This window comes from Deltaproteobacteria bacterium (genome assembly GCA_018668695.1).
Lineage (GTDB): Bacteria > Myxococcota > XYA12-FULL-58-9 > XYA12-FULL-58-9 > JABJBS01 > JABJBS01.
The window spans coordinates 1-13,510 of the sequence record JABJBS010000207.1 but is presented as its reverse complement, the minus strand read 5'-3'; the positions used below and the strand labels follow the sequence as shown (position 1 = coordinate 13,510).

Below are 13,510 nucleotides of genomic sequence, written 5' to 3'. Positions count from 1 at the left end.
GTTGTGGACTCTGACGACTGGGACCGTATCAACGCTGATAGCGAACTTTACTGGCGTCAAAGGTAAGCACGTGTTTCAAACCGAGGCTTCAATCAACCGTGGCAATTCTGGTGGACCGTTACTTAACGAGAACGGTGCGATGATCGGCATCAATACATCGATATCTCGGCAGGCTGCTGATGGGGTTGCGATAACGGATGTTAACTTCGCACTTAAGGCATCGGTAGCAGTTGATTGGCTCAATGCCATGGGTCATTCTGTATCCTTCGGGAATGCTAAGCTGGCTGCATTACCAACGTCGCCGACTAAACCAAAGAAGTTGGTTGTTCTGAAGAAAGAGCCAGCCAAGGAGCAAGTGGTTGGTAAGCGACTGGACGTAAAAAAAGCAAAGACCAGGCAAAAAGTTTTAACGCCGAAGCGGCCTTACAGCTTGAAGGAATTACGCCGTAAGCAAATTCGAGAGTTAGAAAATATGATGGACGAAATGAGACTTCGTTAGGAACGATGATTCGGGTCCGATTAAGGAAGGGAAAAAATGAGAAGGCAAATTAAGGTAGTTATGGGTGTACTGCTCTCAATGTCGATGATGGCTTGTATTAGTCACCGTGGCAGCAGTCGCCAAGTTACGCGGGTAGCCGCGGACTCACAAACAGACTTGTCGGGAAACTGGAACGACACCGACGCTCGTATGGTGTCGGATGCCTTGTTGCGTGATTGTTTCGCGTCAGCATGGATTCAGAATTTCGCGCAAGAAGAAGGGCGTAAACCCGCCATTCGCGTGCGGTCAGTCGTAAACAAGACTGATGAGCACATTGATGCGCAGGTTTTCATCAAGAACATCGAACGAGCGATGCTTAATAGCGGTAAGGCTCGAGTATTGGCACAAAAGGGTGCAGAGCTTGGTGCGATAGAGGAAGAGCAAGACCGGGCAGCCAGTGGCCGACAAAGCGACGACAGCAGTGTGAGCATTGGCAACGAAGCAGGCGCGGACTACGTTGTTGCGGTGCGAGTCACCTCCATTCTTGACCAGGTTCAGGGTAAGCAAGCGAAGCTGTATAAGGTGAACATGGAAATGCTCCATTCTTCAACCGGCGAAAAGGTGTGGATCGGTGACCATGAGATCAAAAAACTGGTTTCTCAAAACCGTGTAAGATGGTAATTAGCAGCCTATGAACGCATTGAAGATTATCGCTATTCTTGTTGTGAGTGTCTCTATTCAGGCCTGTGGTCTGAGGATGCAGAATCACTATGTTAAAATGAGGCCTCATTTGGTGTCGGGTAATTACGACGCAGCCAACGAGTATCTCGATTTGACTAAAAAGAGTTTCTATAAATCAGAGAAGAACCGTCTTCTGTTTTTTATGGATAAGGCGATGGTCCTCAATGGTGCTGGCCGATTCAAAGAGTCTAATGCCTACATCGAGCAAGCTAAGATCGCAGCCCAAGAGCTTTGGACCGAGTCGGTTCGAGAAAATATAGGCGCTTTGCTTACCACGGATAATGCTCTTTCTTATTCAGGTGAAGATTTCGAGCGTGTTCTCATTCATTTTGTGGGCGCTCTGAACCATATTGGACTGGGTGACTACAGTGCGGCGAGGGTTGAAGCTCGACAAATCACGAACAAGCTTGAACTCTATAATCAGAGTCATAAAGGCAAGCGCAGCGCTTACAAAGATGATGCATTTGCTCGTTGGTTGGCGGGGAAGCTGGCTGAGACTGAAGGTGGTATTCAGTCACTGAACGATGCCTGGATTGACTACAAAAAGGCCATCAAGGTTTATAAGACTGATTACCTGCAGCGTTATGGCACCGCAGCACCGCGTCTTCTTATGGCTGACGCGTTACGTGTTCTGAATGGACTGGGCGCTGATTTTAATGAAGAGTTTGATGCGTTACGGAAGGCGAGCCCAAGCGCTCGCTTTATTGTGCAGAGTGAAAAACGAAAACTGGGTGAATTGGTTTTTATTCATCTCAATGGTGAGGCCCCGTTTAAGCGAGATATGTTTTGGACGGCCCAGGCCGATGGGGACATAATACGAGTTGCTTACCCGCAATTTATCCGCAAGCCACACACCATCGTTTCTGCGAGGGTACGCCTCGAGGGAACAAAAGTTTCGACTAAGACTGAACTCGTTGAAGATATTACGGCGATAGCCGTTGAGAACCTCAACGACCACATGGCGCGCATCAAGGCGAAGGCTATCGCTCGTTCTATTGCGAAGTATATTGCAAGCAAGGGCGTTCAGGCCGTCGGCGAGAAAGTCGGTGGCGACGGCGGAAGCCTTCTTCAGGTTGCGGGCGTTTTAATGAACTGGGGCAGCGCTATTGCGGAGGAAGCCGACAAGAGAAGTTGGATTACTCTGCCTGCAGCGGTGAATGTCGGAGAACTCTACGCGAAGCCAGGAAAATATAAAGCTGTTATAGAATACCTTGACGGAAGAGGTCAGGTAGTTCAAACCCACTCCAAGGAAGTGGTTTTGAAGCCAGGTAAGACAGCATTCATAAGCCATCGAACGTTTTATTGAGTTTTATTCATAAACGTCCCATCCTAAATCTAATTCTTTCGAATACCTTTCTGCCAAGAGAGGCTCGGAGCTTATTGTCGTGTCAAAACCAGAGGCATTGCCATTAGAGCTATTTAAATATGAGCTCCCGGATTCACTGATCGCCCATTACCCGATTGAGCCAGCCGATAGTTGCAAGCTCTTGGTGGCCCCAAAGGGTAGCGATGATTCTGAACACCGAATATTTCATGAGCTGCCGAACTTGCTAGAGAGGGGCGACCTTCTGGTTGTTAACCAGACCCAAGTCATTCCTGCTCGTGTTATTGGAAAGAAACCGACGGGCGGCCATGTTGAGCTTTTGTTCGAGCGGCCGCTTAATGGGCCTATCCATACCGCCACCAGATGGCGTTGTATGGGAAGACCAGGTAAAGCGCTCCGTCCCGGGAAAGTTATCACACTGGGTGAGTGGGAGCTGCGGGTCATCGGCCGAGATGGAATGTTTGCCGAGCTGGAGTGCGACCGGAGTATTTGGCCTTTGCTGGAGTCGGCAGGTCAAATGCCATTGCCGCCCTATATCGACCGAGAAAAAGGTGGCGAAGAAAGCGACCTCGCCGATTATCAGTCGGTGTTTGCTAAAGAGCCCGGCGCGGTGGCGGCACCCACGGCATCGCTGCACTTTACGCCAGATCTGAATAAATTGCTTGAAGCCAAGGGCGTTGAATTCACCGAGCTTGTATTGCATGTGGGTCCGGGAACTTTTTTACCGGTTCGCCCAGAATGCGGTGAAGATGTTCGCGAACACGAGATGCACGGTGAGCAATATCGGCTCCCTCAGGAAGCGGTCGATTCCATAGAACGGACTAAGGCACGTGGTGGACGGGTTATAGCGGTAGGAACCACCGCTCTGCGAACACTTGAGACCTGGGGGCGCACGGGCGAATTAGAGGGAGAGTCCAAACTCTTTCTCTATCCGGGACAAGATCTGGTCGTCGCCGATGGGTTGATTACCAATTTTCACTTGCCTGGCTCCACTTTAATGATGCTGGTCGCCGCTATCCTTGGCGTTGACCGAACCCGAGCTATTTACGCTGATGCGATTGCGCAGTCGTATAGGTTCTTCTCTTATGGCGATGCCATGTTGATTGTTTGAGAGCGAAATGTCGAAAAACCCAATAGAATTTGAATTATTACACAAAGACGAAGCTACCGAGGCCCGGCGCGGACGGCTTACTACGGGCCACGGGGTTATTGAAACTCCGGTGTTTATGCCTGTGGGAACGCTCGGGACGATAAAGGGACTCGACCAGCGAGACCGCGAAGAACTCGGAGCCGACATTACGCTGGCGAACGCTTACCACTTGATGCTGCGACCCGGCGATAAGGCCATAGCTGAGTTTGGTGGCCTTCATAAGTTTGCAGCGAATAAAGGCGCTATCTTGACCGATAGCGGCGGCTTTCAGGTTTTTAGTTTGGCCGAGATGCGCAAGGTCACGGACGACGGGGTTAAGTTTCGCTCCCACATTGATGGAACGCTTTTTAATCTCACGCCGGAGAGGCTAGTCGAACTCCAGGAGAACTTAGGTCCAGACATCGCTATGGTTCTAGACGAATGCCCGCCAGCGGATTCTGAGCGGGAAGTTGTTGAAAAGGCAGTGAAGCGAACGACGGCATGGGCACAGCGGGCGGTCAACGCACGTACCCGTGACGATGTGGCGTGGTTTGGCATCGTGCAAGGCGCGCTCTTTGAAGATCTTCGCAAGAAGCACGCGGAAGAAATTACCGCGATGCCATTTCATGGCTATGCCGTTGGCGGAGTCTCAGTGGGCGAGGCGCCCGAAGACATCGATAGGATTGTGCGTTTTACCACGCCGCTCTTGCCGGAGGATAAGCCCCGCTATCTCATGGGGGTCGGTACACCCGGCGATCTTGTGCGTGGTGTCGCTTCCGGGATCGATATGTTTGATTGTGTGATGCCGACGCGGAACGCGCGAAATGGAACTCTCTTTGTGCCTGGCGGGAAACTCAATATTAAGAAAAGTGCCTGTCGAACAGCATTGGAGCCTATCGATGAGACGTGCACGTGCTACGCCTGCACCAACCATAGTCGCGCGTTTTTGCGGCATCTTTACGTGGCGCACGAAATTACGTTTTTACGTTTGGCGACCCTTCACAATCTCACTTTCTACATGCGCCTGATGCAAAGAATACGGGACGAAATCGCCAATGGGGAGTTTGATCCGGATGCGATACTGGAGTGGCTCGGTGAGCCGCCGTTACGTCGAACTTAAAACCAGCTTCAACGCGCGAATCTATTAAGGAATTTCACCCTCGGCGGTCGCCTATACCGTTGCGTTGTTGGGGGGGCTATGGTAACACCCGCCGCTCACATGAGCGAGCAAGGGATACCTTGCTACTGGTGTGAAAGGAAAGGCCCTATGCAAGTTTGGAATCATCTCATTGAAGTAAGTTTAGGCCAGGCGCCTGCAGGACCGTCTACGACAGTTCAGCTCGTGAACTGGGCATTTGTTGCCCTCATGGTTTTTGTCTTTTACTTTTTGCTGATCCGTCCTGCCAATAAACAACGTAAGGAACATGAACTGCTTCTTAATGCTCTTAAAAAGGGTGATGAAGTAGTGACCAACGGTGGATTATGGGCGCGCGTCGTTAGCATTGATGAATCTGTAGCCACTGTAGAGTTGGCCGACAAAGTTAAAGTTCGAATTTTGAAAGACCGTATCGCTGGTAAATGGGCGGTAACGTCTCCCGCAAAGAAATAATAGTCGGAGCAAGTTGATGGACAATGGTTGGTACAGCCGTCTCTTTTTAGTTCTCGGCTTCGTAGGGTTGGCTGGATATTTTCTTTATCCTTCCTATTACTACTTCTACGAAGCAACTGATGAACAACGTGATTCTCATGAACAATTTTGCGAGGCCATGCCAAGTTGGATGACCTGCAGCAAATTTAGTCTCGGCCTCGATTTGCAGGGTGGTATCCACCTTGTAATGGGTGTTGGCGTTGAGAAAGCTGTTGAGCAGCGTCTCGACCGTCTGGCTGATTCCTTGGATGAAGGCATGAAGGAAGAAGGAATCAAGTTCACCAAGGTCGTTCGACCGCGTGGCTTGTTAGAGATCCAAGTGGGTTTCGAGCCGGGTCAAGACCGTTCACAGTTTGAGACATATCTTCGAACTGACTTTTGGCAGCTTGAAGCTATCACACGTGAAGATACGGGATATACGCTCGCTTTAGTTGCTGAGCGAGATGAAGAAGTTCGACGTTCAGCTGTCGAGCAGACGATTAAGTCGCTTCGAAACCGTGCTGACCAATTCGGTGTTACAGAGCCTACTATTGCTCGACGTGGTGCCAGTAATATTCTCATTCAGCTGCCGGGTGTTAAAGACCCTAAGCGCGCCCTGGATATGATTGGCCGTACAGCTCAGTTGGAGTTTAAGATTGTTGAAGCAGAAGCCAGCAGTATCTTTGTCGGTATCGACCCCGCAGAATTGCCTGAGGGTGTAGTTGCTCGTCAAAATACTTTTTCAGGCCCTGGCGGTAAGTCCGTTGTCGACAATTATTTTGAGCTGCCATTGCTTCAGAAGGAAGCCGTTCGCAAACTTCTCGAGTCTAAAATCGACAATGAAAAGATGATTGCATTCGGTGAAACCTCATCAAATCAGGAAGGGTTCTTACGAACTTACCTGCTTACGGCTAAGGCTGGTATTACGGGTGATTACCTAGTTGATGCGCGGGTTAACCAAAACCCTGATCTTCCATCTGATTATCACGTATCGATGACATTCGACCAAAAGGGTGCTCGCATTTTTGAAAACCTCACAGAGGCTAACAAGAAGCGTAATATGGCGATTGTCCTTGATGATGTTGTTAGCAGTGCTCCTCAGATTCAGGATCGAATCGCTGGCGGCAGTGCAATGATTACGCTCGGAAGCTCTGGCGATACTCGCAAGAAGTTTCAAGAAGCCACAGACCTCTCATTGGTTCTCAAGGCTGGTGCCTTGCCGGCGCCTGTAGAGATTCGTGAGAAGCGTCAGGTCGGTAAAACACTCGGTGCTGAATCCGTAGACAGTGGCAAGATGGCCATTACCGTCGGTATTCTTATGGTCTTGATTTTCATGACATTCTACTACCGAGGCAGTGGCCTTATAGCGAACGTCGCACTGGTTCTCAACATCTTCTTCGTATTGGCGGTGCTCGCCATGTTTGAGGCAACGCTTACGCTGCCAGGTATGGCTGGTATCGTGCTTACGATTGGTATGGCGGTGGATGCGAACGTTATTATCTTTGAGCGTATCGTTGAAGAACTCCGTATCGGCAAAACGCCACGGGCAGCGATTGATTCAGGGTATGGCAAGGCATTTTCAACGATTATGGATGCCAACATCACCACTTTGATTGCTGGTGTAGTTCTGATGCAGTACGGCTCCGGGCCTGTTCGAGGCTTCGCCGTTACACTGATCATTGGTATTATCTGCTCCGTGTTCACAGCAATTGTTGTGACTCGGCTTATATTTGACTTCATGTCGAGTCGTCGTCGGCTCGAGTCGCTCAGCATTTAAGGAGGTCGATGATGAAATTATTCGATAAAGAACCAAGTTTCGACATCGTTGGCAAAATCCCACTATTCTGGAAAGCTTCCGGAAGCGTACTCGCCGTATGTGTCCTGCTCTTGACGGTCGTTGGCCTCAACTTCGGCATCGACTTCTCTGGTGGCTATGAGATTCAGGTTAAGTTCCCGAAGGCGGTTGATGAAGCCGAGGTTAAGTCCCATCTGGCTCCTCTCGGTCTCGAGGGTCTTCGCGTGCAGCGCTTTGGCGCGGTTGAAGACAACGAGTACCTCGTGCTTGTTCGCGAGCAGGGTAGCATCACTGGCGCGCAGAAGACGGCAATCCGGGCCGACTTTGTAGCTTTGGCCGGCTCTGAAGATGGCTTGGTTAACTGGGCAATGGCAGAGAGTGGCGAAAGCATTACAGTTGCCTTCGCTACACCAGTCACCGAAGAGCAGGTGAATGCTATTTTGAAGAAGAATAAACTCCATGTGAAGGGTGTTACTCGTGGCGACCGTCAAGACCGTCCTGAGTATTCCATCGGACTTGTATCGATAGCGGATGATATTGAGACAGCCCTTCGTGAGGGTACGGGCGTGGCCTCTAGCGAGCAGCTTGTTAAGCGAGTTGAATTCGTTGGTCCACAAGTTGGTGCAGAGCTACGCAACGACGGCATCATGGCCATCGTTTATGCGCTCGGCTTTATTCTTCTCTATATTGCAGTCCGGTTCGACCTTGCATTTGCTCCTGGAGCGGTGCTTGCGCTGATTCACGATGTATTAATTACTGTTGGTGTGTTCTCGGCGCTGGGTCTGGAATTTAACCTCCCAGTTATCGCAGCAATTTTGGCAATCGTCGGTTATTCACTGAACGATACCATTGTTGTGTACGACCGTATTCGGGAAAACTCATTGCGATACCGTGGCCGTACGCTGCGTGATTTGGTGAACACTTCTTTGAATCAAACATTGTCGCGAACATTGCTTACCAGTGCAACCACGATGTTGGTTGTGTTGGCGCTCTTAATCGTCGGCGGCGGAATCATTCGTGATTTCTCGATTGCCCTTACTGTTGGTGTTCTTGTGGGAACTTACTCATCAGTTGCGATTGCTTCACCTGCTTATATCTTCTTGCGCGAGCGAGCAGAGAAGAAGGTTACGGCAAACAAAGGCAAGTCTTCGGCGGTCGCTGCGTAAGCGAGCTTATAAAACTAAGAGGGAAGCCTCGCAGGATGTATGTCTTGCGGGGTTTTTTTTGCCTATATTTTGAGTGAATTCAAGGAGTGAGCAGGGTGTTGACCGGTGGCGCGACGACTGAGTAATCGACTTGCGGTTGGCTACTGCGAAAAAGACCACCCAACCATCACACCACCACTCAACACCTAACTGCCTCATGATGTTAATCCGCTGAGGGGGATAGTCAAGGCAAGATTTGGAATGAATCCTGCTTAGTTTGGCCCAGTCGTCATGACCCAAAACCACCCAAAACTGAAAAGTCGAATGGTTCCAAGTATATACTGCGCATAGTTAAGTTGTAATCACTTGCTAGCACGAAATCTCGACCTTTTTTAAAGTCTTCCAATCTATGCAGGGCTTCTCGGTAGCTCAAATCGCTATTGCTGTCGAAATAGTGCTTTAGTTACGGCACTCAAGGATATCGCGTGAAAAGTCGAGGCCATCCGTGCCCGTCCGTCCTGCTTACTAAATAGCTAGGCGTTCTCTCGTCACGTACTTTTTTGTTCTTTTGGCTGATCGGTCAAACTTGGAAGGTTCAGTGTGATGCGTGCGCCGGAAGGCTTATTCTCGTCTACGCTGATGGTCCCGCCGTGGTCGGCGAGTATTTGCTGTGTGAGCGATAATCCGAGCCCTGTTCCGGCTTGTTTGGTGGAATAGAACGGCTCGAAGATGCGGTGTCGGAGGTTCTCGGGAATTCCTGGGCCGTCATCAAGCAAGTGAATGACGCAAGTGGATCCCTGAAGTTCAGATACTACCCGAATGGTGCCGCCTGTATTCATGGCTTCCATGCTGTTACGAACAACGTTCAGCAGAGCCTGCCTGATTTGTCCTGGGTCGGCTCGGGTCATAGGCGGTGTCGAAGACAAGCTTAGTTCCACCGCCACGTTATTGTTTTTAAATTCAGGTCTACTCATCGCCATAAAGTCGGTGATTAAGGTGTTCAGGTCGCACTCTTGAATCTTTGGCCGCGGCATTCGAGCCAGCTGCAAGTAACCTTCGGTGATTTCATTGAGACGCTCTATCTCATTGGCTATGGCGCTTAAAAGTTGTCTTGCCTCGGTCCTGGCAGGGTCTTCAAGCCCCAGGCTAAACTCCTCGTCGAGCAGTTCCGCATTCAAGCCGATGGAGCTTAAAGGGTTGCGTATCTCGTGAGCAACTTGGGCCGAGATACGTCCCACCGTAGCCATGTGTTCGGTTGCGATGAGCTGGTTTTTCATCTGAACCGATTCGGTAATGTCGTCTGCTACCCAAAGCAGTCCACGAGGAGATCCACTCTCATCCAAGTAGGGAACAACCCGCAAATCTAAAAGTGCCTCTCGGTCACCACTGCTGAGCGTAATACCCTCAAACCGCGCGAGTTTCCCGTTTTCAAGGATAGATGTCAGGGTCTGGGACGCGCTGGTCGTGCTCTTTTCTAGGGCAGCGTAAAGGGCAGTGTTGTGAATAGGTGTACCTTGAGCAGATTCCTCAAATTCAAGAAGCTTTCGTGCCGTTAGGTTGTAGGAAGTCACTGTTCCGGCTGGGTCGGTCACCACAATCCCGGAACGAAGGTTGTCCACTAGGTTGTCCGTATAGATTCGAAGTAGCGCGGCGTCTCTCTCTTGCCGTCTACTGGTCACCGAAAGCCTGGCTAGCTCAGCACTGAATTCAGTGTTTTGAGATTGGAGTCGTTCCGACTCTTGTCGAAGTACCGACAGTAATCGACCCAAACGCGCTTCGGTTTCGGTAAGTGGCACGGGTACCGGTTGCCCCGTTAAGGAAAGCTGAACTATCCGGCGAAGCGGACTAAGGGTCCAGAGGAGAATTAGAGGAAGTAATAGGCCAAGCCATCCCCAATGAGGGAAGGTCCCGCTATTGGGATTTGAAAGTCTCGATTGCTCTCGGGCCATGGCGCGGGTGAGGGTGGCTTTGGCGGTCGTGAATGCTGTGGTCCAGCCGCTGTCGCTGCGATGAAATGCTGCTGTGGCCTGCGGCCATGAACGCAGCAGCTCGTTTTGCTGGGTTGGTATAAGGTCACTGAGAGTCGTTTCAACGGAGCCCGCCAATCCTTGCAGTCTATCCAGCTGAAGTGAAAACCGGTCGAGGTCTAAGGTTAATTGTTCGGAGTCCGACTTCGCTTGCGCTGACTGAAGCGCCATAGAAACATCAGCATTTCCGGCCTCCATGGCACGGGCATAACCATCAACAGCCCAAGCCAGCACGGAGTCGCGTTCAAATGAGCTTTCAAGGCTCAATGCTTCGCGTACCCGCCGGGTGATTCGAGAATGGCGCAACTGGAGCTGGTCTAAGCTCTGCTGTATTTCTAAGTTACCGGAACTAATCAAATTTAGACTGGCTCTTACGGCCTGCTGTTCCTGGCGCTGAGCGGTTACCAGAGCACCTGCAACCAGCCAAGTAGCAATGAGGCTGAATAGGATACGCCTGATGATGTGATTGTTGATCATGTCTGCTGGTCTCAAAAAGTGCTTATTAGCTGCTAAGTTAGTGCATTTTTGCCGATGCGGCCAGAACTCCGCCGGGTTTGGGCGGTTTATAGGTACGGGGCGCTTGACCATGTCGGTTTGTGTAGGCTTAAATGGGACTTCGAATTTTGGGGTTGGGGAGATGTGAGGTTGAATAAAGTGGTTTGGCGTTATCTCGCATTGTTGAGCATTGTTACTCTCTGGAGTTTTAATGCCTCAGCTCAGACAAAGGTTCTTTTGATGCCGGTCTCCGGCATTGGAGAAGATATTCCCGACAACGCAAAGAGCGGTATGCTTGACGCGGTAAGGGACGAACTCAAGGCACGCGGTGAAGTTTTCATCATCGATGGCCGCTTCTCTAGCAAGGCTCGTAAGAAAGTGAAGCGCGGTCGGAAGCGTAAAACCGACAACGACCTAAGGCGAGCGATCGCAAAACTCGAGGATGCCAGGCGGCAAATGGAACGCCTGAAATTCGACCGAGCCATCGAGCCGCTTCAGGCTGTCATTAAACAATTCGAAAAAGATATCGATCTGCTCGATGACTATCAGCTCCTCGTTGAAGCACATGTCATGCTGTCTGTTGCCTATCTACGGCGAGGCAAGCAACGGCAGGGTAAGAAAGTTCTAGAGAAGCTATTGGTGGTTCGCCCCGACCTTACGGTCGATCCGCGAGATTACCCGCCGATGTTCCTTACGCTGCTGAACAAGACCCGAAGCAAGGTGATGGCCCGCGGAACGGGAACCATTCGGGTACCAGGTAGCACACAGCCTCAAGAAGTTTATTTAAATGGTCGCTTAATGGGCCGCTCGCCGCTACTCATCGATAAGGTCATGACCGGTCAGAACCACATCCGCATCGTCGCTACGGGGCGTAACTATTCGGGACATATTGCGAAGGTTACGAAGGATACAACGACGTTGATTATGGACTCGATGGCAATTCAAGGTGAGTCGGGCGCGGAAACCCTTGAAGACAAGATTAAAGCAAATCAGTTCGATAATGGAATGCGCAAAGAGCTGCGAACCATAGCTCGCAAGCGTGGTGCGGATTACGTCGTTGTACTGGCTCTTGGGCCAGGTACCGGGCTTTTATCCTGCGGCGGGTACATCGGTAATGTTCGTAACCGAACGTGGTCACGCCTGAAGCAAGTCTCGCCTGACGTAGATATGCTATCAGTGGGCATCGAAGCATCGACTCTGGTGTCTAGCATGGGCGAAGAGATGAAGGGTTTCACAGATCCTATCCGGGGTGAAGTTGACTTTATTGAGGGTGTTAGCACTGGTAAATCGGTGCGACGGCCTCGTCAAAGACGTGAACGAACTGTGATGTTCATGAGTTCAGACGAAGTGGAGGCAGCCTCAAAGGCGTCAGCGCCACCTAAGGACCGACTTGAACGAGATGCTAACAAAGACGACCGAGTGGCTGTTCGAAAGCCTCGTTCTCGCTCAACAGCTGTGCCTAAGCGTCAAGACCTTATGCCATCTGAGGCGGTTGGAGCAGGAGCAGCCTTGGGGCTTGCTAGGCTCGATCTCGATAACGAACTTGCAAAGAAGGATGGCGACAGCATCGTGGACAAGTGGTGGTTTTGGACCAGCATTGCGGTGGCAGTCGCTGGCGCCGGTGTGGGAACGTATTTTCTTGCTACCCATGAAGGCACGCCGACTGATGTGAATGTGAGTGTAACATGGTGAAGCAATTTTTAACTGTCGTTGCAGCCGCAGGTTTGGTTGTGGGCTGTTCGTCTGAAGTTCAACTCAATGTTACCGTGAGCGATCCGTGTAACCAGTCCGTGTTGGCGGCGACGGAACATATCGAAATTACAGTTTACTCTCAGTCTGAGGGTCTCTCTCAGGCGGCATCTTGGAGCAAGGCTGATGGCGGCGGCCAATTGCCACTGGTTCCGTTGATGAGTGATGCAGTTGTGTCAGTAACGACGAGGGCCTCAGATGCTTCTGGTGCTCCGGGAGCAGCGATTGCCGGTGCAACCATCGGTTCTATCGACCTTTCAGGGATTCAAGGTGCGACGACTACTGATATTACTGTGATTCCTGGCAAGGTAGACACTTTTGCCAACACAACGAACGCGGCCGATCCGCGCCAGTGTACGGAGCTTATTGCGGACCGAAGAGACCATACGGCTACACTCTTGCCGGACGGCCGAGTTGCGATTGTGGGTGGGGTTCGCGAGCGCGGAAACTTGGCCACTTTTTGGGAAACTACGGAAGTCTTCGACCCTGTGGCTGGAACCTTCTCGAAAGGACCAGACTTAGAATGGATGCGCCGCGGTCACCGGGCGACCACGCTTAGCGACGGTAATATATTCTATACGGGGGGAAAGTGGCGCTATGTCGAGGCTGACGGTCAGACCGTGAATACTCAAATATGGCGTTTGGCACTCACTCTAGACTCCGAGACGCTTCAATTTGGTACGCCAGCGACCCTGCGCGACCCACGGGCCTATCATTCCGCCACTCTGCTATCCGACGGACGCGTTTTATTGGCGGGTGGAACTTGTGATCCTGATGCCCCAGCTACAGAGCGCGACCCCGACGATCCGTGCAATGACCTCGAGCCTGATAATGTTTGCGTGAACGGTTACTTGGTGACCACTGAGATTTACGACCCAGCAACGGGCGAGGCTACTTGTGGACCAAATTTATTGGAGGGGCGTGCTCATCACAGCGCGGTTAAGGTCGGAGCAAGCTCTATCGCTCTTATTGGTGGCCGTAACGATACGGGCGTGATTGG

Annotated in this window: 11 protein-coding genes; 10 read left to right on the top strand and 1 reads right to left on the bottom strand. The window is 51.1% G+C overall.

Annotation, left to right across the window (positions count from 1 at the left end):
- The 8 genes from HOK28_11040 to secF form a co-directional block, all read left to right on the top strand.
- Positions 1-499, top strand: a 499-nt coding sequence (locus tag HOK28_11040; protein ID MBT6433621.1) for a trypsin-like serine protease, incomplete at its 5' end; no start/stop codon positions are given.
- Between the two features lie 36 nt (positions 500-535).
- On the top strand, positions 536-1,159 hold the full coding sequence (locus HOK28_11035) for a penicillin-binding protein activator LpoB (protein MBT6433620.1): 624 nt from the start codon (positions 536-538) through the stop codon (positions 1,157-1,159).
- Positions 1,160-1,169: 10 nt separating this feature from the next.
- On the top strand, positions 1,170-2,525 hold the full coding sequence (locus HOK28_11030) for a hypothetical protein (protein MBT6433619.1): 1,356 nt from the start codon (positions 1,170-1,172) through the stop codon (positions 2,523-2,525).
- Between the two features lie 97 nt (positions 2,526-2,622).
- Positions 2,623-3,654, top strand: coding sequence for a tRNA preQ1(34) S-adenosylmethionine ribosyltransferase-isomerase QueA (gene queA / locus HOK28_11025; GenBank protein ID MBT6433618.1), 1,032 nt, complete (start codon positions 2,623-2,625; stop codon positions 3,652-3,654).
- A 7-nt stretch (positions 3,655-3,661) separates the two neighbouring features.
- Complete coding sequence (gene tgt / locus HOK28_11020) at positions 3,662-4,792, top strand: tRNA guanosine(34) transglycosylase Tgt (GenBank protein MBT6433617.1); 1,131 nt, start codon at positions 3,662-3,664, stop codon at positions 4,790-4,792.
- A 147-nt stretch (positions 4,793-4,939) separates the two neighbouring features.
- Positions 4,940-5,281 carry a preprotein translocase subunit YajC gene (gene yajC / locus HOK28_11015; GenBank protein MBT6433616.1) on the top strand — a complete coding sequence of 114 codons (342 nt, stop codon included), beginning with the start codon at positions 4,940-4,942 and terminating at the stop codon, positions 5,279-5,281.
- 16 nt (positions 5,282-5,297) lie between these two features.
- Entirely contained in the window at positions 5,298-7,076 is a 1,779-nt protein-coding gene (gene secD, locus HOK28_11010) for a protein translocase subunit SecD (GenBank protein ID MBT6433615.1), read from the top strand.
- Between the two features lie 8 nt (positions 7,077-7,084).
- Positions 7,085-8,260, top strand: coding sequence for a protein translocase subunit SecF (gene secF, locus HOK28_11005; protein ID MBT6433614.1), 1,176 nt, complete (start codon positions 7,085-7,087; stop codon positions 8,258-8,260).
- A 527-nt stretch (positions 8,261-8,787) separates the two neighbouring features.
- On the opposite strand, the gene HOK28_11000 is transcribed toward secF, so the two are convergent.
- The gene (locus HOK28_11000) at positions 8,788-10,743 is read right to left on the bottom strand and encodes a PAS domain-containing protein (GenBank protein ID MBT6433613.1); all 1,956 of its coding nucleotides are present in this window, start codon (positions 10,741-10,743) and stop codon (positions 8,788-8,790) included.
- Positions 10,744-10,911: 168 nt separating this feature from the next.
- Between HOK28_11000 and HOK28_10995 the strand changes: the two genes are divergently transcribed.
- Both HOK28_10995 and HOK28_10990 read left to right on the top strand, forming a co-directional pair.
- Positions 10,912-12,453 (top strand): PEGA domain-containing protein, encoded by a 1,542-nt coding sequence (locus HOK28_10995; GenBank protein ID MBT6433612.1) that lies wholly within the window; start codon positions 10,912-10,914, stop codon positions 12,451-12,453.
- The coding region (locus tag HOK28_10990) for a hypothetical protein (GenBank protein ID MBT6433611.1) at positions 12,447-13,510 on the top strand (1,064 nt) is incomplete at its 3' end. The genes HOK28_10995 and HOK28_10990, both read left to right, overlap by 7 nt.

Bases quoted from the DNA above. Each gene is read 5' to 3' on its own strand.
- tgt (MBT6433617.1), top strand. From the start codon at position 3,662: ATGTCGAAAAACCCAATAGAATTTGAATTATTACACAAAGACGAAGCT.
- secF (MBT6433614.1), top strand. From the start codon at position 7,085: ATGATGAAATTATTCGATAAAGAACCAAGTTTCGACATCGTTGGCAAA.
- yajC (MBT6433616.1), top strand. From the start codon at position 4,940: ATGCAAGTTTGGAATCATCTCATTGAAGTAAGTTTAGGCCAGGCGCCT.
- HOK28_11030 (MBT6433619.1), top strand. From the start codon at position 1,170: ATGAACGCATTGAAGATTATCGCTATTCTTGTTGTGAGTGTCTCTATT.
- HOK28_11000 (MBT6433613.1), bottom strand. From the start codon at position 10,743: ATGATCAACAATCACATCATCAGGCGTATCCTATTCAGCCTCATTGCT.
- secD (MBT6433615.1), top strand. From the start codon at position 5,298: ATGGACAATGGTTGGTACAGCCGTCTCTTTTTAGTTCTCGGCTTCGTA.
- HOK28_11035 (MBT6433620.1), top strand. From the start codon at position 536: ATGAGAAGGCAAATTAAGGTAGTTATGGGTGTACTGCTCTCAATGTCG.